The organism is Luteimonas fraxinea (assembly GCF_021233355.1).
Lineage (GTDB): Bacteria > Pseudomonadota > Gammaproteobacteria > Xanthomonadales > Xanthomonadaceae > Luteimonas > Luteimonas fraxinea.
Genome location: NZ_CP089507.1, coordinates 2,782,199 through 2,805,153 on the forward strand (window position 1 = coordinate 2,782,199; position 22,955 = coordinate 2,805,153).

Below are 22,955 nucleotides of genomic sequence, written 5' to 3' on the forward strand. Positions count from 1 at the left end.
CGCGCTGGACTGGTCGTGCAGTGTCGCCGACGCATTGCGACAGGGGCAAGCAGCAATGTGTGCGTTCTTCGTCGAATTTCGGTGTTGGCGGTGGGAAAGGCCGGGAACGGGCGGGAATGTGCGGCTCAAACGGATGGGATCGATATTGCATCGAATGTCTGTGTTCACCCTTGGACATGCGTGAGTGCTGCCAGGGCCCCTCTTGGGCGATGGCGCTCGGTGGAACCAAACATCCGAAGCAGCAGAACCCGACGACTCGACAGCGGCCGGGCGGGCGCGGGCCGCGCCGAGCGCGCCATGGATGGTGCGCGCCCGAGTCAGGGCATGACGCCCTGACCGAGGGAAGAGCGGTTCGCGCCCGCCCGGCCGCCGGGTCTCCCAAGTCATGCCGTTCGATCAGGGCTCGCCAGCGTCCGGAAGAAATCCAGAACCCCGAAACGACGATGCCCCGGCAAGCCGGGGCATCGAAGCGCAGTCAGCAGATGCCGATTACCAGTTGTAGGCGACCTTCGCGTAGGCGAACGCGCCGCCGAACCCGAAGGGCGAGAGGTTGCTGTAGGGGAACTGCCCGTTGGTCGAGTTGCCGAAGATGTTCTCGTCCGGGTACTCGTTGAGCACGTTGTCCGCGCCCAGCGTCAGGGCCCAGTTGTCGCCCGGCTTGAACGTCGCCGACAGGTCGAGCAGCCACTTGGCGCCGTACTTCTGGTCGAGCGCCGCGTTGTTGGGCGTGGTGCGCACGCTGCCGTAGCGCGTGGTCGCGAGCGCGAACCTCCAGTCGTCCACGTTCCAGGTGCCCGACAGCAGCAGCTTGTTACGCGGGAAGCCATCCTCGATGCGGCCGATCTCGACGCGGTCGATGCGTTCGAGGTTGAGGCCGTTCTGCGTCAGCGCTTCCGGGTTCGCCGCGATGCGGGTGATCTCGGTCTTGGTGTGGTTGTAGCCGGCGGTCAGATCGAGGCTGCTGGCGGCGAGATCCCAGCGGTAGCTGCCGACGACGTCGATGCCGCGCGTGCGCGTGTCGATGGCATTGGTGAAGTAACGGCCGCCGGTGATGCCGAAGATGCCCTGCGATTCGAGCAGGCGGCGCACCGCGTCACCGGTGAGGTTGGACGACAGCGCGATGCGGTCGTCGACATCGATCTGGTAGGCATCGACGGTGACGTAGAGATTGTCGACCGGCTGCAGCACAAGACCCAGGCTGTAGGACAGCGATTCCTCGGGCTTCAACGCCTCGGCGCCGAACGCCTGCGCGACCGGGCTGCTGGCCGGGAACGTGCGGATCTCGAACGGCGTGGTGACGCCGGCGATGAACGTCGTGCTGACGGTCTGGAAATACTGCTGTGCCAGCGACGGTGCGCGGAAGCCGCTCGACACCGTGCCACGCAACGCGATGGCATCGTTGAACGCGTAGCGCGCCGAGAGCTTGCCCGAGACCTGGCTGCCGAAATCGTCGTAGTCCTCGTAACGCGCGGCGGCGCCGGCCGAGAACTTCTCGGTGAGGTCCGCTTCCAGGCCCGCGTACACCGCGTGGCTGTCGCGGTCGAAGGCACCGGCGACTTCAGGCGCGAAGCCGCCGAAGCCCTGCGCGCCTGCGCCCGCACCCGGCACGCCGCGGCCGGCGTTCGCGTACGAACCGAACTCGCCCGGCGACTGGTTCCACTTCTCGTTGCGACCTTCCACGCCGAACGACAGCGTCGCCGGATAGGCCAGGCCGAGTTCCAGCGGACGGCTGATGTCGAGATTGACGATGTTCTGCGTGGTCTCGAGCGCGCCGTCGTAGAACGATGTCGGCGAGGTCGCGCCCAGGCTCGCGTTGAGCGTGTTGCGCGTATAGAACTCGAGATGGTTGTAGCCGTAGTTGTAGCTCAGGTCCCAGTTCCACTCGCCCGCGTGGCCTTTGACGCCGGCGACCAGCGACCGGTCCTTGGAGATGTTGTTGATCTCCGGCAGGAAACCGTCGGGATAGATGCTGCGGATGTTCTGCGCGGTGTTGCCCGGCGCGCGGAAGAACGCGAACGAGGTGATGTCGCGATTGCTCGCGGTACCGAAGCCGTAGACGCTGATGCTGTCGGTCAGGGCGATGTCGGTGTTGAAACCCACCGCGCCGAAATCGACTTCCGGCTCGCCGATCACGAAGGCCTTCTGGCCGAGCGCAGGCTGGGTGACGCCGGGCGTGCCCGCGAACGGACGCGCGCGGTTCGTCTCTTCCTGCTGGCCGACCTGCGCGGACAGATGCAGGAAGCCGCGCTCACCGAGCGCCAGGCCGGTGTCGCCGGCGATCTGGGTCTGCTTGCCGTCGCCGGCCGAGTACTGGCCCGCGCTCACCGACAGGCTGCCGCCTTCGGACGATCCCTTCAGCACCACGTTGACGACGCCGGCGATCGCATCGGAGCCGTACTGCGCCGAGGCGCCGTCGCGCAGCACTTCGACGCGGTCGATCGCCGAAATCGGAATGGTATTGAGGTCGACCGGCGACGAGCCGCGGCCGATCGTGCCGTTGAGATTGAGCAGCGACGAGGTGTGGCGGCGCTTGCCGTTGACCAGCACCAGCACCTGGTCGGGCGCGAGGCCGCGAAGCTGCGCCGGGCGGATCGCCGAGGTGCCGTCGGTCAGCGCAGGGCGCGGAAAGTTCAGCGAGGGCAGGGCGCGGGCGAGCGCGGTCGCCAGTTCCGTCGTGCCGGAGGCGGTCAGCGTCTCGGACGTGATGATGTCGATCGGCGACTGCGATTCGGCGACGGTGCGGTCGCTGACGCGGGTGCCGGTGACGATCAGCGTGTCGAGCGTGGAGGTGCGCGCCTGCGTGTCGGCGGGCGCCTGCTGGGCGAATGCGGCGGTCGGGAATACCAGCGCCGCGGCGACGGCGAGAGTCAAACGGTGGGGGCGAAGCATCGGGGGAGGCCTGTTGTTGGAAATTCGTAAAGGCGATTGGAGCGCGTTGTCCTGAAACCGTCAATGATCATAAAAATGCGATCCAATCGTTCATTTTGTGGAACGACGGTATCAGTCGCAAACGACGACGCCCCGGCAGGCCGGGGCGTCGAGGACTCGCGGTGTGACGCGGGGATTTACCAGCGGTACGCGGCGTTCGCGTAGACGAAGGCGCCGTTGAAGCCGAACGGCGAACTGCCGCTCCACGGCAGCTGACCGCCGGTGGAGTTCGCGAACAGCACTTCGTCCGGATACTCGTTGAGCACGTTGTCGCCGCCGACGGTGAACTTCCACTTGTCGAGCGCGTAGGAGAACGCCAGATCCAGCGTCCAGGCCGCATCGAAGGTCTGGTCGAGCGCGGCGGTGCTGCCGAGCACGCTGAAGTCGCCGTAGCGCGTGGCATTGGCCGTCGCTTCGAAGCCGCCGACGGTCCAGGTGCCGCCGAGCAGGATCTTGTCGCGCGGCGCGCCGACCTCGAAGCGGCCGCGTTCGACCCGGTCGAAGCGCACCGCGGTCGGATCGATCGCGGTCAGCGTGGCCGGGTTCTCGGCCACCCGGTCGATCGTGGTCTTGTTGTAGTTGTAGCCCAGGGTGAGATCGAGCTGGCTGTTCGCCAGCGCCCAGCCGTAGGTGCCGACCAGGTCCACGCCCTTGGTCGTGGTGTCGATGGCGTTGGTGAAGTAGCGACCGCCGCCGACACCGGCGAAGCCGTTGGCCTGGAGATAGTTGCGGACCGGCGCCGAGGTGAGGTTGGCCGACAGCGAGATGCGGTCCTCGACCTTGATCTGGTACGCGTCGATGGTGACGTAGAGGTTGTCGACCGGCTGCAGCACCAGGCCCAGGCTGTAATTGGTCGACTCCTCCGCGCGCAGCGGTTCGGCACCCAGCGCGATCGCCGCCGGGTTGGTCACGCGGAAGGTCACGATGTCGAACGGCAGCGTGCCCTGCGGCGTCGCGATGAAGTTCGTCGCCGTCGACTGGAAGTACTGCTGCTGCAGCGACGGCGCGCGGAAGCCGGTCGATGCCGTCGCGCGCAGGGCGATGGCATCGGTGAACTCGTAGCGGCTGGAGATCTTGAAATTGCTGGTGTCGCCGAAATCGCTGAAGTCTTCATAGCGACCGGCCACGCTCAGCGACAGCTTGTCGGTGAGGTCGGCTTCGAGACCCGTATAGAACGACAGCGCGTTGCGGTCGAAATCGCCGCCGTCGCCGGGACGGAAGCCGGCGAACACCTGCGCGCCCGGCAGCGGCGTGGTCTGGCCCGGCGCGACGACGCCGCCGTTCGCATACGACGACGGTGCGCCCGGCGACTGGATGAAGCCGTCGCCGCGCCACTCGGCGCCGTAGGACCAGGTCACCGGATAGTCCAGACCCCATTCGAGCTGCTTGCTCAGATCGAGATTCAGCACGTGCTGGCGGACTTCCAGTGCACCGGCGTAGAACTCGGTCGGCGACGTCGGCCCCAGACTCCGGTTGAGCGTGTTGAGGATGTCGAACGTCATCTCGCTGTCGCCGTAGGTGTAGCTGAAGTCGATCGCGGTGCCGCCCGCGGTCTCGGCCTTGAAGCCGGCGGTGAAGTGATGGTCGGTGGTGATGTTGTTGATCTGCGGCAGGAAGCCGTCGGGATAGATCGACGGAATGTTGCGCGGGTCGCCAGCCGGGCGGAAGAAGCCGTTGGAGAGCGAATCGCGCTTCGTATAGATGCCGGTGCCGTAGAACTGCAGGTATTCGGTCACCGGCAGTTCGGCGTTGAACGTCACCGAGCCGTGGTCGACTTCGGGATCGCCCTGGCGCTGCACTACCTGGCCGAGCGGCGCGGTGGTTGGGCCGGGCGTGCCGATGAAGGGCCGCGCGCGGTTGGTCTGGTCCTGGTGCGCGCCCTGCGCGGACAGGTGCACGAAGCCGTCGTTGCCGATGCCGAAGCCGGCATCCGCCAGCACCTGGTACTGCGCGCCGTCACCGGCGCTGTACTGGCCGTAGCGCGCGGACACGCCGCCGCTGCCGGCTCTTCCCTTGAGCACGATGTTGATCACGCCGGCGATCGCGTCCGAGCCGTACTGCGCCGACGCGCCATCGCGCAGCACTTCGACGCGTTCGATCGCCGAGATCGGAATGGTGTTGAGATCGACCGGCGACGAACTGCGGCCCTGCGAGCCGTTGACGTTGACCAGCGCGCCGGAGTGGTAGCGCTTGCCGTTGACCAGCACCAGCACGTGGTCCGGCGACAGGCCGCGAATCTGCGCAGGGCGCACGGCGTCGGTGCCGTCATTGATTGCCGGGCGCGGGAAGTTCAGCGACGGCAACGCGCGCGACAGCGCGGTCGCCAGCTCCGGTGTGCCGGTGGCGGTCAGCGTTTCCGGCGTGAGGATGTCGATCGGCGATTGCGATTCGGCCACCGTGCGGTCGGACACACGGGTGCCGGTGACGATCAGCGTGTCGAGCGTGCGCGGACTCTGGCCGGCCGGTGTGTCCTGGGCGAGGACGGGGCCTGCGGCGAGCGATGCGAGCAGGGCGAGATGCAGCGGGTGTCGGGTCATGCGGCGGTCCTTGTGGGGTGAGGAGAGCGATGCGTGCGAAACGACTGCCTTTCGGCTTTAACACGCACGTAACAAACCGGTCAAAGGTTTCATCGGTATCGATGGCCGCTCCGGGCCCGCTTACGCGTTCAAGCGATCCACGCACGAAATCCCCGCTGGCACCTGCCGGAAAGCCGCCCGACAGGCGGCGTCCGGTAGAATCGTCGGCATGATCTCTTTCAAGAATTTCGCCCTGCGGCGCGGCGAACGGCTGCTGCTGTCCGAAATGGACCTGACCATGCACGCCGGCTGGCGCGTGGGCGTCGTCGGCCGCAACGGCACCGGCAAGTCCTCCCTGTTCGCGGCCGTGCGCGGCGAAGTCGAGGCTGACAAGGGCGATCTCGACCTGCCCAACCGCCTGCGCCTCGCCAGCATCGCCCAGGAAATGCCGTCGCTGCCGGACCCGGCGATCGACTTCGTGCTCGGTGGCGACGCCGCGGTGGCCGCCGTGCTCAAGGCCGAAGCCGATGCGTTGGCCGCCGAAGACTGGGAAGCCGTCGCCGATGTGCACATGCGCATGGCGGAAGTCGGCGCCTATGACGCAGGCGCGCGCGCGGGCAAGCTGCTGCACGGTCTGGGTTTCCCGGCCGAGACCCACCAGCGCGCCGTCGCGACGTTCTCCGGCGGCTGGCGCGTGCGTCTGAATCTCGCCCGCGCGCTGATGACGCCGAGCGACATGCTGCTGCTCGACGAGCCGACCAACCATCTCGATCTCGACGCCGTGCTGTGGCTGGAGCAGTGGCTGCTGAAGTACCCGGGCACGCTGCTCCTGATCTCGCATGACCGCGAGTTCCTCGACAACGTCTGCACCCACACGCTGCACCTGCATGGCGGCAAGGCCAAGCTGTACTCCGGCGATTACACCTCGTTCGAGCGCCAGCGCTCCGAGCAGCTGCGCCTGCAGCAGATCACCCACGAGAAGTCGCAGGCCGAGAAGGCGCATCTGCAGAAGTTCATCGACCGCTTCAAGGCCAGCGCGGCCAAGGCCAAGCAGGCGCAGTCGCGGGTCAAGCGTCTGGCCAAGATGGCCGACACCGAAGCTGTGCGTGCGGAGCGCGAGGTGCAGATCGATTTCCCGGCGCCGGTGAAGCTGCCGCACGCGCTGCTGCGCATCAATCACGGCACCTGCGGCTATCCGACCGCGGACGGGCGGGTGGTCATTCTCGACAATGTCGGCTTCGGTCTCGAAGCCGGCGACCGCATCGGTCTGCTCGGCCCGAACGGCGCCGGCAAGTCGACGCTGGTCAAGACGCTGGTCGGCGAACTGCAGTTGCTGGCCGGCGAGCGCTACGCACATCCGGACCTGCGCATCGGCTACTTCGCCCAGCACACGGTGGAATCGCTGGTCGCCGGCACCTCGCCGATCGACCATCTGCGCGAGATCTCGCCGACCGCGTCGATCCAGTCGTTCCGCGACTTCCTCGGCAAGTGGAGCTTCCCGGGCGATCGCGCGTTCGAAAGCATCGACGGCTTCTCCGGCGGCGAACGCGCGCGTCTGGCTCTGGCGCTGATCGCGTGGCTGCAGCCGAACGTGCTGCTGCTCGACGAACCGACTAACCATCTCGATCTCGAAATGCGCGAGGCCTTGGCCGAAGCGCTCAGCGACTTCGCCGGCGCGATCGTGCTGGTCTCGCATGACCGCCATCTCATCGGCCTGGTCAGCGACACCTTCTGGCGCGTGTCCGATGGCGTGGTGATTCCGTTCGACGGCGACCTCGACGAGTACGCGGCATGGCTGCGCGCGCGTGGTAATGCCGGCGAACTGCGCACGCCGCCGCCGGTCAAGGCCGCAGCGCCCGCAGCTGCCGCGCCGGCTGCGTCGCGCCCGAAGGCCAATCCGCACAAGCTGCAGAAGGCGGAAGGGCGCGTCGCCGAACTCGAGCAGGCGTTGTCGGAGATCGACGGCGCACTCGCCGATCCGGGCACCTATGCCGATCCCGACAAGGCCACGACACTCGGCCAGCGCCAGGCTGCCCTGCGCGCCGAGCTCGAACAGGCCGAGGGCGATCTGCTGGCGCTGTACGAAGCTGCGTAATTGCGATCCCCCGGGTTCGCCCGGGTTGCCGCCCTTGCGGGTGCCGGTTAGGGTGATGCGATGAACCCGAATCCGCTCCGACTCGCACTGCTCGCCACCGTGATTTCGCTCGCCGCCTGCGGTGGCAAGGAATCCGCCGAACCCGCGCCGCCTGCCGCGGCCAACCCCACCGCCGATGCCGCCGCTGCGGCCGCTGCGGTCGATGCCGCCACCCAGCGCGTGCCTGCCGATGAATTCCTCGCCGCGATCGCCCGCCACTGCGGCGAAGCCTTCGCGGGCCGCATCATCACCAACGAGCCGGCGCCTGCGCCGGGCGCCGAGCCCGATCCGTTCGAGGGCAAGGAACTGGTGATGCACGTGCGCGATTGCAGCAACCGCAAGGAAGAGCTGCGCGTCCCCTTCCACGTCGGCGACGACCATTCGCGCACCTGGATTCTGACCCGCACCGAACACGGCCTGCGTCTGAAGCACGATCACCGCATGCCCGACGGCAGCGATGATCCGGTGACCATGTACGGCGGCGAATCGCAGAATGCCGGCACCGCGCAGCGCCAGGAATTCCCGGTCGATGCCGAATCGATCGCGCTGTTCGAGAAGGAAGGCCTCAACGCTTCGGTCACCAACACCTGGGCGATGGACATCGAGCCCGGCAAGCGCTTCGTCTACGAGCTGGCCCGTCCGGGCGGCCGCAAGTTCCAGGTCGAGTTCGACCTGACCAAGACAGTCGCCGCACCGCCGACCCCCTGGGGTTACTGACCCGGCGCGGGCCCGCGGATGCGGCGCCCGCTCCGATCCCGCACAATCGCGCCCCCGGCCGGCTTGAACCGGCCCGGGGCGTCCTCATGTCCGTCCCCCTGAATTCCTCGCAGCGTCCGCCATGCCGATCTATGCCTTCCAGTGCGCCGAATGCGGCCACAGTTTCGACCGTCTGCAGAAGATGTCCGATCCTGATCCCGAGACCTGCCCGGAGTGCGGCGCGTCCGCGGTCAAGCGGCAGCTCACCGCGCCGTCGTTCCGCCTTGCGGGCAGCGGCTGGTACGAGACCGACTTCAAGAAGGACGGCGACAAAAAGCGCAATCTGGTCGAGAGCGGCGACGGCGGTTCCAAATCCGGCGGTGACAAGCCGGCTGCCGATGCGCCTGCGGCCAAGACTGAGTCCAAGCCCGCGGCCAGCGAATCCAAGCCGGCCGCCACGCCTGCTGCGAAGCCCGCCTCGGCGGACTGACGGCCCTGCCGCCGCGCGCGCCGCGGCGACGCCTTAAACTAGCGGGCTTCCATCCAGCACGGCCGTCGCCATGGCGGCCTGTGCGCCCGCGCTTTCGTGTCCGGAGTTCCCATGCGTACCCATTTCTGCGGCCTGATCGACGAATCGCTGATCGGCCAGACCGTCACCCTGTGCGGCTGGGCCGATGTCGCCCGCGACCTCGGCGGCGTCTGCTTCATCGACCTGCGTGACCACGAAGGCATCGTGCAGGTGGTCGCCGAATCGTCGGACGCGGACGGCAATGCGGCCGTCGTCGCGACCGCCGAGAAGGTGGGTTACGAGGACTGCTTGCGCATCACCGGCACGGTGCGCGCGCGGCATTCGGTCAACGCGAAGATCCGCACCGGCCAGGTCGAGATCGTCGCCACGCAGATCGAAGTGTTGAACAAGGCCGAGCCGCTGCCGTTCCACCATCACGAGAACCCGGGCGAAGAAACGCGCCTGAAGTATCGCTATCTCGATCTGCGCAGCCCCGACATGCAGCGCAAGATGCGCACGCGCACCAAGCTGGTCAGCGCGCTGCGTCACTGGCTGGATGACAAGGGCTTCCAGGACATCGAAACGCCGATCCTGACGAAGGCGACGCCGGAAGGTGCGCGCGACTTCCTGGTGCCGGCGCGCATGCATCCCGGCGAGTTCTACGCATTGCCGCAGTCGCCGCAGCTGTTCAAGCAGATCCTGATGATGGCGGGCTTCGACCGCTACTACCAGATCGCGCGCTGCTTCCGCGACGAAGCGTTGCGTGCCGATCGCCAGCTGGAATTCACCCAGCTCGACATGGAGTTCGCGTGGGTGTCGGAGCGCGACGTACAGGATCTCGTCGAGGCGATGATCCGCGACGTGTTCCGCGATGTCGCCAACGTCGAGCTCGCCGCAGAATTCCCGCGCATGACCTACGCCGAAGCGATGCGTCGCTACGGTTCGGACAAGCCGGACCTGCGCATCGCGCTGGAGCTGGTCGACGTTGCCGATCTGGTCAAGGACAGCCAGTTCGCGGTGTTCACCGGCCCGGCCAACGAAGCCGGCGGCCGCGTCTGCGCGCTGCGCATTCCGGGCGGCGCGAGTCTGAGCCGCAAGCAGATCGACGAGTACGCCGCGCACGCTGCGAAGTACGGCGCGAAGGGCCTGGCGTACATCAAGATTTCGGAGGCGGGAGAAGTCTCGTCGCCGATCCAGAAGTTCTTCGACGAGGCCGCGTTCGCCGCGCTGGTGTCGCACGTCGGCGCCGGCAACGGCGACCTCGTGTTCTTCGGCGCCGGCAAGTATTCGACCGTCAGCGACTTCATGGGCGCGGTGCGCCTGAAGGCCGGCAAGGATTTCAGTCTGGTCGCCGACGGCTGGGCGCCGCTGTGGGTCACCGACTTCCCGATGTTCGAATGGGACGACGAGGCGCAGCGCTACGTCGCCCTGCATCACCCCTTCACCGCGCCGTCGGTCGACGACGAGGCCGACCTGCGCGCGAACGCTGCGACGGCCGTGTCGCGCGGCTACGACATGGTGCTCAACGGCAACGAGATCGGCGGCGGTTCGATCCGTATCCACCGCTCCTCGATGCAGTCGGCGGTGTTCGAGCTGCTCGGCATCGGCGCCGAAGAAGCGCAGGCGAAGTTCGGCTTCCTGCTGGATGCGCTGAAGTACGGCGCGCCACCGCATGGCGGCATCGCGTTCGGCATCGACCGCATCGCCGCGCTGATGGCCGGTACGGAATCGATCCGCGACGTCATCGCATTCCCGAAGACCACCGGCGCGCAGTGCCTGATGACCGATGCACCGTCGCCGATCGCGGATGCGCAGCTGGCCGAAGTGCACATCCAGGTCCGGCCGAAGCCGGCGTCTGGTGTGCCGGCGACTCCCGCTGCGGAATCGTAGTCGAACCGGTCTTCAGCGCGTCTCGCGGCCCATGCGTCATGTATCCAGGCTCGATGTGCGTCGGGGCTCGGCGGCGTTCGAGCAGGCCGGTACTCACCCCTTCTCCCGCGCGCGGGGGAAGGCTGGGAGGGGCGCAAACGCTCCGATCGAGGGGCGCATGGATGCAGGCGGCCTGTGCGCTCGAATCGAGATTTGCGTGCCCGGACGCTTCGCTCCCACCCAACCCTCCCCCGCAGGCGGAGGAGGGCTCGAAGGTGCCGTCGGCTGGGCCGACGTCAATCGACTTGCCGCGTGAATCAGTGCCAGAGGCGTTTTGAATGAACGGATATCGGCTGGACATCTCTACGAGCACGCGGCCAACGCTCCGCCGCGCCACCGTCGACGACGCGCAGACGCTGTCCGCGCTGGCCGCGCGTACGTTCACCGAGACCTTCGGTCATCTGTATCCGGCTGAGGATCTCGCGGCGTTTCTGGCCGACGCGTACGCGGTGGAGAAGCAGCGTACGATCCTTGCGCATCCCGATTACGCGGTCTGGCTGCTGGAACATGAGGGCGAGGCGATCGGCCATGTCGCGGCCGGCCCCTGCGGGCTGCCGCACGCCGATGTCGCCAAGGGCGATGGCGAACTCAAGCGGCTCTATCTCGTGCAGGGCCACCAGGGTGGCGGCAACGGCACGCGGATGATGGACGCCGCGATGGACTGGCTGCTGCGCGATGGCCCGCGCACGCTGTGGGTCGGCGTGTGGTCGGAGAACCTCGGCGCGCAACGCTTCTACGCGCGTTACGGTTTCGAGCAGGTCGGCGACTACATTTTCCCGGTCGGCTCGATCAACGATCTCGAGTTCATACTCAAACGACCGCGTTGAACCGCAAGGGCAGGGAGGCCTGGCATGCGTCGTATGTTGCTGATCGTGTCTGCGGTTGGGGTCCTGCTGTTCGGCAGCCTGTTGGTCGTGTCGCTGGCGAAGCCGGAATGGATTGAAGCATCGGCGCGCACCTTGCTGCGTGCGGAGATCGAGCGCCGGGTCGGTGCAGAAATTGCGTTCGCGCAGGACGGCAGAATCGCCGGGGCCGCGCATCGCGCGCTGGCACAGTGGCCTTCTGAAAGGACGTCCGCCGTTCTGCCTACCCTGGTGGCCACCGCGCTCGCAGAGATGCGTGATGGCGATTGCGCCTGTCGTGCAGGCATTGGGCGCCGCGTACAGGACGTTGCCGGCGAACGGCTCGGGAAGCTTTCAACAGGCAGCGGGCACCTGAAGCAGTCGGTGCGTGCGGCTTATGTCGACACCGCAGGCAAGCTGCATCGCGAGCTGCGGATCTTCGCGGGCAGCAATACAGGCGTGTTCCTGTTGCTGGGCGTGGTCGTGTGGTGGCGCGATGCCAGAAGCGTACTGTTGCCTGCGCTCGTGCTGATCGGCGGCGCCGCGCTGACTGGCGGCCTGTATCTGTTCGGTCAGAACTGGCTGCACACGATCGTGTTCGACAGCTATGTCGGGTACGGCTACATCGTCTGGCTCGGGCTTGCGGTCGGCTTTCTGGCGGATATCGCGTTCAACCGCGGCAGGGTCACACAGTGCATCACGAACGGCATCGGCTCTGCGCTGCCTTCCTGAGCACGCTGTTGCGCGACTCCGAACCTGACAACTGATGCCTCGCCGGGAATGCAATCTGCATCCCCGGCATCGAGAGGATTCAGTCGGCGATCGACAGCGTCACGTCGATGTTGCCGCGGGTCGCGTTCGAGTACGGGCACACGATGTGCGCGGCATCGACGAGGGTCTGCAACTGCTCGCGATCCACGCCCGGCGCCGAAATGCTGAGATCGGCCTGGATGCCGAAGCCGGTGGGAATCTTGCCGATACCGACCTGGCCGGTGACGGTGGTGTCGGCCGGCAGGGCGACCTTGTGCTGGCCGGCGACGAACTTCAACGCGCCGAGGAAACAGGCCGAATAGCCGGCTGCGAACAGCTGCTCGGGATTCGTGCCGGGGCCGCCGGCGCCGCCGAGCTCGCGCGGGGTCGACAGGGTGACGTCGAGGACATTGTCGGACGAGGTGGCGCGGCCTTCGCGGCCGCCGGTTGCACTGGCGGTGGCGGTGTAAAGCACGGTTTCGATGGACATCGGAAATCTCCTGTCGGACCGGTCACGGAATGCGCCGGCGAGGTGACCATCGTGCACGGTCTCTGGCGACGATTGGTGATACAAAGTCCATGAAACTTGTCCCGGAGTCCTGTCATGGTGGATCGTCTCGCGGCATTGCTCGACCGCTTTCCCATTGCCGCGCGCGTCGATTCGCTCGGCGACGGGGCACCGGAAGCTGCACTGTGGCTGTTGCGCGATGGCGGACTCGCGCTGCCGGGCACGGGCACATGGACGGGGCCGGGCCTGCTGTTGCTGCCACGCATGGACGTCCGCGACGCGATCGTCCCTGAGGCGGGCGCGGCCTGGATGCGCGTGCGTCTGCTGTTCGAAGGCGGCGCCGACAGTCCGCTGGCGACGGCGTTGCCGGGCGTGCTGTGGGTCTCGCCGGATGCGCTGCCGGGTTCGCAGGGCCTGCTTGCATTGCTGTTCGAAGAGGCCTTCGACGGACGTTGCGGTCGCACCGCGCTGATCGAGCGGCTGGTCGAAGCGCTGCTGGTGCAGGTGCTGCGCCAGCAGATGGAGGCGGGCGCGCTGCAGGGCGGATTGCTGGCCGGCATGGCGCATCCGCGTTTGCGGCGCGCGCTGGTCGCGATGCATGAGGCGCCGGCGCAGCCGTGGTCGCTGGAAACACTGGCGGACGCGGCCGGCATGTCGCGCAGCGCGTTCGCCGATGCGTTCCGCGAGGCGATCGGGCAGACACCCGGCCAGTATCTGCAGGCCTGGCGCATCGGCCTCGCGCAACGCGCGCTGCGTCGCGGGCGGCCGCTGAAACTGATCGCCGACGAGGTCGGCTACGGCAGCGAGGCGGCGCTCTCGCGTGCGTTCAAGGCGCACAGCGGCGTGTCGCCGCGGGCCTGGCGGCAGGGCCGCGTGGCGAGCGGGGCTGTCGCATGAGTGACGGGCCGACGCGCGTGCTGCTGCTGCACGGTATCTGGATGGTCGGCCTGACGATGCGCCGCTTCGCGCGTGGTCTCGCCGAGGCCGGCTTCGAGACCGAAATCATCGGATACCCCAGCATCGCCGGCGGTCCGGATGCGGCGGCCGAACGTCTGGCCGACGCACTCGCACAGGGCCCGGCCCACGTGGTCGGCCACAGTCTTGGCGGCCTGTCGGCGCTGCAGGCGGCGGGCTCAACGCCGGCGCTGCCGGTGGGCCGCATCGTCTGTCTGGGCTCGCCGGTCTGTGGCAGCGGCGCGGCGCATGCGTTGTCGGGGGTGCCGATGTCGCACCTGTACTTCGGCCGCAGCGCCGACATCCTGCATGCCGGCTGCGTCGAATGGCCGGCCGGCCTCGAGGTGGGCATGGTCGCCGGCTGCGTGCCCCGCGGACTGGGCGCATTGCTGGCGCGGTTCGACGGCCCGCACGACGGCACGGTGTCGGTCGAGGAGACCCGCGCGCCGGCGCTGGCCGACCACATCGTGGTGCAGGCCAGCCACAGCGGCCTGCTGCTGTCGGCCGACGCGGTGCGCCAGACCGTCGGATTCCTCCGCCACGGCCGTTTCGAACACGCGCGGCCCGGGCATGCGGAGTAAAATCGCCGGCTTCCAACGCCAACAGACCTGACACCCATGGGACGAGGACCTTCGATCGAGGCCCGCAAGAACGCGACCGACGCCAAGCGCGGCAAGATCTTCACCAAGATCATTCGCGAAATCGGTGTCGCGGCGCGTGCCGGCGGCGGTGATCCGTCGAACAACCCGCGCCTGCGCACGGCAATCGACAAGGGCATGGCCCAGAACATGACCAAGGACGTGGTCGAGCGCGCGATCAAGAAAGCGACCGGCGAGCTCGAAGGCGTCGAGTACGAAGAGATCCGCTACGAGGGCTACGCGCCTGGCGGGGTCGCCGTGATCGTCGATACGCTGACCGACAACCGCGTGCGCACCGTGGCCGAAGTCCGCCACGCGTTCGGCAAGTGCGGCGGCAACATGGGCACCGAAGGCTCGGTCGCCTTCATGTTCAAGCGTCTGGGTGTGCTGAGTTTCGAGGGTCTGGACGAGGACACGGTGACCGAGGCCGCGATCGACGCCGGCGCCGACGATGTCGTGGTGTATCCCGAGGACGGCGCGATCGACGTGGTCACGAGCGCCGACGCGTTCGAATCCGTGCGCGATGCGATGGCGGCCGCGGGCATCGTCGCCGGCCATGCCGAAGTGACGTTCCGCGCCGACAACGACATCGTCGTCGACGGCGAGACCGCGGAGCAGGTGCGCAAGATGCTCGATCTGCTCGAAGATCTCGACGACGTGCAAGCGGTCTACTCGAACGCGCAGTTCGAGGGCTGAAGACCCCCGTGACCCGCATTCTCGGCATCGACCCCGGTTCCCAGCGCACCGGGGTCGGCATCATCGACGTGGATGCGGCCGGAAAGGTCACGCACGTGTTCCATGCGCCGCTGGTGCTGGTGACCGCGGGCGAGTTTCCCGCGCGCCTGCGTCGCCTGCTCGACGGGCTGACCGCGTTGATCATCGAGCATCGGCCCGACGAAGTCGCGATCGAGAAAGTCTTCATGGCGCGCAATCCGGATTCGGCGCTCAAGCTCGGCCAGGCGCGCGGCGCCGCGATCGGCGCGGTGGTGCTGCGCGACCTGCCGGTGAGCGAATACGCGGCCACCGAGGTCAAGCTGGCGGTGGTCGGCCGTGGCAGCGCCGAGAAGGCGCAGATCCAGCACATGGTCGGGTTGATGCTCGGGCTGTCGGGCAAGCTGCAAGCCGACGCCGCCGATGCATTGGCGGTCGCGATCACGCACGCGCACGTCAGCGCCACCGCGAAGCGGCTCGGCGTCGGCGTGAAGCAGGCCTGGGGTCGGAAGGGATGAACGCTGCCTCGGTCGGAAATGCACACCGCGCCGGATCCGCTGTGTGCTGGCCCGTTGTTTGCGTGCCTGTCGCACTTCAACTCACACGTTCCATCCGCCCGGAGAGGCACAGCCGATGATCGGAAGACTGCGCGGCACGCTGGCCCACAAGGCACCGCCCTGGCTGGTGATCGACGTCAACGGTGTCGGCTACGAACTCGAAGCGCCGATGAGCACGTTCTACGACCTGCCCGAGGTCGGTCGCGAGGTCGCGCTGTTCACGCACTACGCGCAGAAGGAAGACAGCGTCTCGCTGTACGGCTTCCTGCACGAGTCCGAGCGGCGGCTGTTCCGCGACGTGCAGAAGGTCACCGGCATCGGCGCGAAGATCGCGCTGGCGATTCTGTCGGGTGTCAGCGTCGATACGTTCGCGCGGCTGGTGCAGACCGGCGACGTCGCGGCGCTGACCAAGATTCCCGGTATCGGCAAGAAGACCGCCGAGCGCATGGTCGTCGAGCTGCGTGACCGCGCGGCCGATCTGGCTGGCGCAGGCGGGGCGATCGGCGGTGTCCAGGTGCCGGCCGATCCGATGTCGGAAGCGGTCGTGGCACTGCAGCAGCTGGGCTACAAACCGGCCGATGCGGTGCGGATGGCGAAGGCCGCAGCAAGTGAAGGCGACCCGCCCGAAATCATCATCCGGAAAGCGCTACAGTCCGCGCTTCGCTGACCCCCACCCCCACATCCGTCGGCAAGGTCGACACTACATGTCACACGCCAGCAGCCAGCCCGGCACGGGCCCGCGTACCCACGGTTCGGGACATGGCAAGGTGGGTCTCGCCGGGCTGATCGCCGGCGCGATCGGTGTCGTCTTCGGCGACATCGGCACCAGCCCGCTGTACACATTGCGCGAGGCGTTCTCGCCGCACTACGGGTTGGTCGCCAATCACGACACCGTGCTCGGCGTGCTGTCGATGATCTTCTGGTCGCTGATGGTCGTGGTGACGCTCAAGTACGTCACGATCATCCTGCGCGCCGACAACGACGGCGAGGGCGGGATCATGGCGCTGATGGCGCTGGCCCAGCGCTGTCTCGCCAAGGGCGGCAAGTCCGCGTATCTGGTCGGCATCCTCGGTGTGTTCGGTGCGTCGCTGTTCTTCAGCGATGGCGTGATCACGCCCGCGATTTCGGTGCTGTCGGCGGTCGAGGGCCTGGAGGTTGTCGCGCCTGGACTGCACGCCTGGATCATTCCGATCACCGTCGTCGTCCTGACGGCGCTGTTCGCCACCCAGCGCTACGGCACCGCCAAGGTCGGCCGCGTGTTCGGCCCGATCACGATGTTGTGGTTTCTGTCGCTCGCGGCGCTCGGCGTGCTCAACATCCTGCACGAGCCGGAAGTGCTGCACGCGATCAACCCGCTGTGGGCGGCACGCTTCTTCTGGGAACACAGCTGGGGCGGCGTCTTCATTCTCGGCGCCGTGGTGCTGGCGGTGACGGGCGGTGAGGCGATCTACACCGACATGGGCCACTTCGGCGCCAAGCCGATCCGCTACGCCTGGTATTTCTTCGTGCTGCCGTCGCTGATGCTCAACTATCTGGGGCAGGGCGCGCTGGTGCTCGAAGACCCCGCCGCGATCCAGAATCCCTTCTACATCGGCGTGCCGCAGTGGGCGCGCTGGCCGATGATCGTGCTGGCGACCTGTGCCACCGTCATCGCGTCGCAGGCGGTGATCACCGGCGGCTTCTCGGTCGCGCGCCAGGCGATGCAGCTGGGCTACATCCCGCGCATGCATGTGCGGCACACCTCCAGCGACACCATCGGCCAGATCTACATCCCCGGTATCAACTGGGCGATGGCGATCGTGGTGATCGCGCTGGTGCTGACCTTCCAGACGTCCTCCGCACTGGCGGCGGCCTACGGCATTTCGGTGTCGCTGACGATGCTGATCGACACGCTGCTGCTGATCGTCGTCGCCCGCGCGCTGTGGCCCCGCTGGCGCCGCTGGGTGCTGCCGTGCTGCGCGGTCTTCATCTTCATCGACGTGGCGTTCGTGGTCGCCAACGGCGCCAAGGTACTGCAGGGCGCCTGGTTCCCGCTGGTGCTCGGCATCACGCTGTTCACCCTGCTGCGCACCTGGCGCCGCGGCCGCCAGCTGCTGCACGCGGAGATCCAGAAGGACGGCATCCGCCTCGAGACGTTCCTGCCGGGCCTGATGCTCGCCCCGCCGGTGCGCGTGCCCGGTACCGCGGTGTTCCTGACCAGCGACCGCGGCATCGTGCCGCACGCGCTGATGCACAACCTCAAGCACAACAAAGTGCTGCACGAGCGCAATGTGTTCCTGACCGTCGAGACCCTGACGCTGCCGTACGCCGCGCCGGACCGGCGCCTGAAAATGGAGTCGATCGGCGACGATTTCCACCGCGTCACGATCCGCTTCGGCTTCATGGAAACGCCCGACGTTCCGATGGCGCTGATGCGCTGCGGCGACATCGAAGGCGGCATCGTCATCGACCCGATGGACACGACCTACTTCACCAGTCGCGAGACGGTGGTGGCGAGTCCGCGGCGCGGCATGCCGGTGTGGCGCGACAAGCTGTTCGCTTTCATGCACCGCAATGCGGCGCCGGCGACGGTGTTCTTCCGGATTCCGGGGAATCGGCTGGTGGAGTTGGGGTCGCAGGTGCAGATCTGATTTGGCTCTGTTTTTCGCGTCAGCGCTTCGATGCGCGAAGAAAATGCTGCGCTTGCTTTTGATTTGCCTCCATTAGGCGTAACGCCGTCTTGCAAAGCGCAGACCCATAGGGCGCCGCCCAGGGATGGGCGGTGTTTTCCGACCGAGGCAGGATGCCGAGTCGGAAAATCCCTGCGCACTACGAGCCGCGGGCTTCGGACTTGTCGGGGAGACGTTTTTCTTTGGTTCCGTTTCTTTTGGGGTCAACCAAAAGAAATGAACTCGGCCGCGTCAGCGGACGAAAGCGTTTGACGTTGCTATTCCGCTTCGCTCTCACGGCGAGAAGCAAGATCAAACGCTTCCACTCGCCTTGCGGCGAGCGGGTTCATTTCTTTTGCTGGCCCAAAAGAAACGGAACCAAAGAAAAGGGCCAGCCCCGACGAAGCTCACCCGGCGTGTCATTCGTTCCGGGATTTTTCGACTCGCCATCCTGGCTCGGTCGAAAAACGCCGCACGTCCATGTGCGGCGCCCTACGGGTCTACGTGCTTTGCCCGCTCGTCAGCGCCGCGAGAAATCCGGAGCAAAAGCCGCTGCGGCTCATTGCCTCTTGGACGAGTGCTCGGAGTTGCTGGACCGTACGCTGCGATCGCGTAGATGGCGGGGCGCAATGCCAGCGGTCACGCGGCCGCACCGCGGCGAAGGGCATTCGCAAAAGCCGATCTGGAACAGAGCACCCCACCGCCCACGCTGGTGTTCCCGTCCGGCCGCCCCAAGGTCGGGGGCACCCCCCAAGATGTCCCGCCATGATTCCCTTCTCGATTCTCGATCTCGCCCCGGTCACCGAGGGCAGCACGCCGGCCGAATCCTTTGCCCGGTCGCTCGATCTCGCCCGGCACGGTGAATCGCTCGGCTACGCGCGCTACTGGCTCGCCGAGCACCACAACATGCCCGGCATCGCCAGCGCGGCGACGGCCGTGCTGATCGGACACATCGCCGGCGGCACGTCGACGATCCGGGTCGGGTCGGGCGGGGTGATGCTGCCCAACCATGCGCCGCTGCAGGTGGCCGAGCAGTTCGGCACGCTGGCGTCGCTGTATCCGGGGCGTATCGATCTCGGGTTGGGTCGGGCGCCGGGCACCGATCAGCCGACGACGAAGGCGCTGCGCCGCTATTACGCCGGCGCGGATGCGTTTCCGTCCGATGTCATGGAGCTGCTGCGCTACTTCGAGCCGGCGCAGCCCGGTCAGCCGGTGCAGGCCGTGCCGGGCGCGGGGCTCGACGTGCCGGTGTGGATCCTGGGTTCCAGCCTGTTCGGCGCCGGTCTCGCGGCGACGCTCGGCCTGCCGTACGCGTTCGCCTCGCACTTCGCGCCGGCCGCGATGTCGGAAGCGCTGGCGCTGTACCACCGCGATTTCCGTCCGTCGAAGCACCTGCGCCAGCCGCACGCGATGCTGGCGCTCAACGTGGTCGCGGCGGATACGCGCGCCGAGGCGCAGCGGTTGTTCACCACGCAGCAGCAGAGTTTCGTGCGCCTGCGCCGTGGCGCGCCTGGGCTGATTCCGCCGCCGATCGACGATATCGCAGCGTTCTGGACGCCGGCCGAGAAGGCGATGGTCGCGCAGTCGCTGGCGTGTTCGGTGATCGGCGATCCGGCCGACGTCCGCGAGGGCATCGCCGAATTCATCGCGCGCCATCGCCCGGACGAGCTGATGCTGACCGCCAACATCTTCGACCACGACGCGCGCAAGCACAGCTTCTCGCTGGCCGCGGAGGCAATGCGCGGCTGATCCAGTTGCGGGCGCGCTTCCGGGCGCGTTCCGCGGCACGCGCCGCGCGTCACCGGCGGGGCGTGCGATCATGCGCGAATGACCGCAGACCGCATCATCGCCGCCGACGCCACCCGCGAGGACGACGCCATCGAGGCGAGCATCCGGCCGCAGCGGCTGGACGATTACCTCGGCCAGCAGCCGGTCCGCGAGCAGATGTCGATCTTCATCGAGGCCGCGAAGCAGCGGCGCGAGGCGCTCGATCATGTGCTGATCTTCGGGCCGCCGGGGCTGGGCAAGACCACGCTGAGCCACGTGATCGCCAACGAACTCGGCGTCGCGCTGCGCGTGACGTCGGGGCCGGTGATCGAGAAGGCCGGCGATCTCGCCGCGCTGCTGACCAATCTGCAGCCGCACGATGTGCTCTTCATCGACGAGATCCACCGCCTGTCGCCGGTCGTGGAAGAAGTGCTGTATCCGGCGATGGAAGATTTCCAGCTCGACATCATGATCGGCGAGGGCCCCGCGGCGCGTTCGATCAAGATCGACCTGCCGCCCTTCACCCTGATTGGCGCAACCACGCGCGCAGGCCTGCTGACCGCGCCGCTGCGCGACCGCTTCGGCATCGTGCAACGGCTGGAGTTCTACAGCACCGAGGAACTGACCCGGATCGTGCGCCGTTCGGCGCAGATTCTCGGCCTGTCCTGTGAACCCGATGGCGCCGCCGAAATTGCGAAGCGCGCACGTGGCACGCCGCGTATCGCCAACCGTCTGCTGCGCCGTGTGCGTGATTACGCGCAGGTGCGCGCCGGTGGCCGCATCGATCGCGACGTGGCCAATGCCGCGATGCTGATGCTCAAGGTCGATCCGGAAGGCTTCGACGAACTCGATCGCCGCCTGCTGCATCTGATCATCGAGAACTTCGATGGCGGCCCGGTCGGCGTCGAGTCGATGGCGGCCGCGCTCAGCGAGGAACGCGGCACGCTGGAAGACGTCATCGAGCCGTATCTGATCCAGCAGGGCTATCTCGTGCGCACCGCGCGCGGGCGCATGGCGACGGTCAAGGCCTGGCGCCATCTGGGCCTGGAGCCGCGCCGCGACGCCACCGCGACCCCCGGCCACCTGTTCTGATCTCCTGCGAGGTGCGGCTTTGACAGCGATTTCCAGCCCTGGGGCCGGTCCGACCGGTCTATTCAGTTGGCCGACACGCGTCTATTGGGAAGATACCGACGCAGGTGGCGTCGTCTATCACGCGCAGTACGTGGCTTTCATGGAGCGCGCGCGCAGCGAGTGGTTGCGGGCGCATGGCTACGGACAGCAGATGTTGCGCGATACGCACGGCACGTTGTTCGCGGTCCGTGCGATGCGGATCGATTTCCGCAGTCCGGCGCGGCTCGACGATGCGCTGGAGGTCAGCGTGGCGCTGCGGCAGTGCCGGCGTGCGAGCGCGGTGTTCGTGCAGGAGGTGCGCCGCGATGGCGATCTGCTGCTCGATGCCGAGGTCCGTGTCGCGGCATTGTCGTCATCCGATTTCAGGCCGCGTGCCATTCCGGACGCGCTCTACACACAACTCAAGTCACTCGAAACGTCAGCGGAGTAATCCTGGATGAGCCTCATGCCCGTGCTGTTGCAGTCCGCCGCCCAGGTGCAGGCGTTGCCCGAAGAGGCCGCCGCCGGCGCGACCGAACTCGCGAACGCGGGCGCCGCTGCGGCTGCCACCGCGCCGATGGCCAACGAACTCAGCATTCTCGAGCTGATCCTGCACGCATCGATTCCGGTGCAGCTGGTGATGCTGCTGCTGCTGTTTGCGTCGGTGTCGTCGTGGGTGATCATCTTCCGCAAGAAGCGCCTGCTGGACCGCGCCGAGAAGGAGGCCGACCGCTTCGAAGAGCGTTTCTGGTCTGGCGCCGAGATCAGCAAGCTCTACGCCTCGGCGACCGAGCGCAACCGTGAGATCGAGGGCCTGGAGGCCATCTTCGAGGCGGGGTATCGCGAGTACTCGCGTCAGCGGCAGCGTCGCGGCGTCGATGCGCGCACGCATCTCGAAGGTGCACAGCGCGGCATGCGCGTCGCCGGCGCACGCGAACTCGACGGGCTGGAGAGCAATCTCGAATACCTCGCCAACGTCGGCTCGATCGCGCCCTACGTCGGCCTGCTCGGCACCGTGTGGGGCATCATGATTTCGTTCCACGGCCTGGCCAGCGTCAAGGAGGCGACCATCGCCACGGTCGCGCCGGGCATCTCGGAAGCGCTGATCGCGACAGCGATGGGTCTGTTCGCCGCGATCCCGGCGGTGTGGGCCTACAACCGCTTCGCGACGAAGGTCGAGCGCGTCGCCACGCGCTTCGAGGCTTTCTCCGACGAGTTCTCCTCGATCCTCGAACGTCAGACCGGCACCGAGTGATTTCCGCGGCGCGCCGAGGCGCGCCGGCCCAGCCGCGTTCGACCGTCCCCGCATCCGGATTCCGCCATGTCGTCGATCTCCCTTCGCCGTTCCAAGCGGCGCAAGCTCAAGAACGAAATCAACGTCGTGCCCTACATCGACGTGATGCTGGTGCTGCTGATCATTTTCATGGTCACCACGCCGCTGATGAATCTGGGCACCGACATCAACCTGCCGGATTCGCGCGCGATGTCGCTCGGCTCGCCGCAGGATCCGGTCGTGGTCAGCGTATATCCCGACGGGCAGCTCGCGTTGATGGTGGAACGCCAGAACACCTCGGTCACGCGTGAGGATCTCGTCGCGCGCCTGCGCGGCATCCACACGCAAAACCCGGATGCGACCATCCTCGTCAGCGGCGATGGCGCGGCCAGCTATCAGCGGATCATGAACGCCATCGACCTCATCAACGAGGCCGGCATCACCAAGGTCAGCCTGATCAGCCGTCCGGCGGAAAGCGCGAACTGA

At 67.2% G+C, this 22,955-nt stretch carries 20 protein-coding genes; 17 read left to right on the plus strand and 3 right to left on the minus strand.

The window, feature by feature from the left end; all coding sequences use genetic code 11:
* Positions 1-489: 489 nt before the first annotated feature.
* Together LU699_RS12470 and LU699_RS12475 are read right to left on the minus strand one after the other, a co-directional pair.
* On the minus strand, positions 490-2,889 hold the full coding sequence (locus tag LU699_RS12470; protein WP_232138237.1) for a TonB-dependent receptor plug domain-containing protein: 2,400 nt from the start codon (positions 2,887-2,889) through the stop codon (positions 490-492).
* A 176-nt stretch (positions 2,890-3,065) separates the two neighbouring features.
* A complete protein-coding gene (locus LU699_RS12475; RefSeq protein ID WP_232138236.1) occupies positions 3,066-5,465 on the minus strand; it encodes a TonB-dependent receptor plug domain-containing protein in 2,400 nt (799 codons plus the stop codon).
* A gap of 208 nt (positions 5,466-5,673) precedes the next feature.
* Here LU699_RS12475 and LU699_RS12480 point away from each other — a divergent pair, with 208 nt between their 5' ends.
* The 6 genes from LU699_RS12480 to LU699_RS12505 all read left to right on the plus strand — a co-directional run bounded on the left by LU699_RS12480 (position 5,674) and on the right by LU699_RS12505 (position 12,285).
* Positions 5,674-7,539, plus strand: coding sequence for an ABC-F family ATP-binding cassette domain-containing protein (locus LU699_RS12480; RefSeq protein ID WP_232138235.1), 1,866 nt, complete (start codon positions 5,674-5,676; stop codon positions 7,537-7,539).
* 60 nt (positions 7,540-7,599) lie between these two features.
* Positions 7,600-8,295, plus strand: coding sequence for a hypothetical protein (locus LU699_RS12485; protein ID WP_232580188.1), 696 nt, complete (start codon positions 7,600-7,602; stop codon positions 8,293-8,295).
* Positions 8,296-8,416: 121 nt separating this feature from the next.
* Positions 8,417-8,764, plus strand: a complete 348-nt coding sequence (locus LU699_RS12490; RefSeq protein ID WP_232138233.1) for an FmdB family zinc ribbon protein — start codon at positions 8,417-8,419, stop codon at positions 8,762-8,764.
* A gap of 111 nt (positions 8,765-8,875) precedes the next feature.
* Positions 8,876-10,672, plus strand: coding sequence for an aspartate--tRNA ligase (gene aspS, locus LU699_RS12495; RefSeq protein WP_232138232.1), 1,797 nt, complete (start codon positions 8,876-8,878; stop codon positions 10,670-10,672).
* 317 nt (positions 10,673-10,989) lie between these two features.
* Positions 10,990-11,538, plus strand: a complete 549-nt coding sequence (locus LU699_RS12500) for a GNAT family N-acetyltransferase (RefSeq protein ID WP_232138231.1) — start codon at positions 10,990-10,992, stop codon at positions 11,536-11,538.
* Positions 11,539-11,562: 24 nt separating this feature from the next.
* Positions 11,563-12,285 carry a hypothetical protein gene (locus LU699_RS12505; RefSeq protein WP_232138229.1) on the plus strand — a complete coding sequence of 241 codons (723 nt, stop codon included), beginning with the start codon at positions 11,563-11,565 and terminating at the stop codon, positions 12,283-12,285.
* Between the two features lie 79 nt (positions 12,286-12,364).
* On the opposite strand, the gene LU699_RS12510 is transcribed toward LU699_RS12505, so the two are convergent.
* Positions 12,365-12,793, minus strand: coding sequence for an organic hydroperoxide resistance protein (locus LU699_RS12510; protein ID WP_232138228.1), 429 nt, complete (start codon positions 12,791-12,793; stop codon positions 12,365-12,367).
* A 114-nt stretch (positions 12,794-12,907) separates the two neighbouring features.
* Between LU699_RS12510 and LU699_RS12515 the strand changes: the two genes are divergently transcribed.
* The 11 genes from LU699_RS12515 to LU699_RS12565 all read left to right on the plus strand — a co-directional run bounded on the left by LU699_RS12515 (position 12,908) and on the right by LU699_RS12565 (position 22,955).
* Entirely contained in the window at positions 12,908-13,708 is an 801-nt protein-coding gene (locus tag LU699_RS12515; RefSeq protein ID WP_232138227.1) for a helix-turn-helix domain-containing protein, read from the plus strand.
* Entirely contained in the window at positions 13,705-14,346 is a 642-nt protein-coding gene (locus LU699_RS12520; protein ID WP_232138226.1) for an esterase/lipase family protein, read from the plus strand. Before LU699_RS12515 ends, LU699_RS12520 begins: the two co-directional genes overlap by 4 nt.
* 36 nt (positions 14,347-14,382) lie before the next feature.
* Positions 14,383-15,099, plus strand: a complete 717-nt coding sequence (locus tag LU699_RS12525; protein WP_232138225.1) for a YebC/PmpR family DNA-binding transcriptional regulator — start codon at positions 14,383-14,385, stop codon at positions 15,097-15,099.
* Between the two features lie 8 nt (positions 15,100-15,107).
* The gene (gene ruvC, locus LU699_RS12530; protein WP_232138224.1) at positions 15,108-15,632 is read left to right on the plus strand and encodes a crossover junction endodeoxyribonuclease RuvC; all 525 of its coding nucleotides are present in this window, start codon (positions 15,108-15,110) and stop codon (positions 15,630-15,632) included.
* A 115-nt stretch (positions 15,633-15,747) separates the two neighbouring features.
* Positions 15,748-16,338, plus strand: a complete 591-nt coding sequence (ruvA, locus tag LU699_RS12535) for a Holliday junction branch migration protein RuvA (RefSeq protein ID WP_232138223.1) — start codon at positions 15,748-15,750, stop codon at positions 16,336-16,338.
* A 37-nt stretch (positions 16,339-16,375) separates the two neighbouring features.
* On the plus strand, positions 16,376-18,301 hold the full coding sequence (locus tag LU699_RS12540) for a potassium transporter Kup (RefSeq protein ID WP_232138222.1): 1,926 nt from the start codon (positions 16,376-16,378) through the stop codon (positions 18,299-18,301).
* Positions 18,302-19,084: 783 nt separating this feature from the next.
* Positions 19,085-20,068, plus strand: a complete 984-nt coding sequence (locus tag LU699_RS12545; protein WP_232580189.1) for an LLM class flavin-dependent oxidoreductase — start codon at positions 19,085-19,087, stop codon at positions 20,066-20,068.
* Positions 20,069-20,146: 78 nt separating this feature from the next.
* A complete protein-coding gene (gene ruvB / locus LU699_RS12550) occupies positions 20,147-21,178 on the plus strand; it encodes a Holliday junction branch migration DNA helicase RuvB (RefSeq protein ID WP_232137344.1) in 1,032 nt (343 codons plus the stop codon).
* Positions 21,179-21,197: 19 nt separating this feature from the next.
* Complete coding sequence (ybgC, locus tag LU699_RS12555; RefSeq protein WP_232137342.1) at positions 21,198-21,647, plus strand: tol-pal system-associated acyl-CoA thioesterase; 450 nt, start codon at positions 21,198-21,200, stop codon at positions 21,645-21,647.
* A 6-nt stretch (positions 21,648-21,653) separates the two neighbouring features.
* Positions 21,654-22,451: a protein TolQ gene (gene tolQ, locus LU699_RS12560; RefSeq protein ID WP_425491068.1), complete on the plus strand. Its 798-nt coding sequence runs from the start codon at positions 21,654-21,656 to the stop codon at positions 22,449-22,451.
* Positions 22,452-22,517: 66 nt separating this feature from the next.
* Positions 22,518-22,955, plus strand: coding sequence for an ExbD/TolR family protein (locus LU699_RS12565; protein WP_232137340.1), 438 nt, complete (start codon positions 22,518-22,520; stop codon positions 22,953-22,955).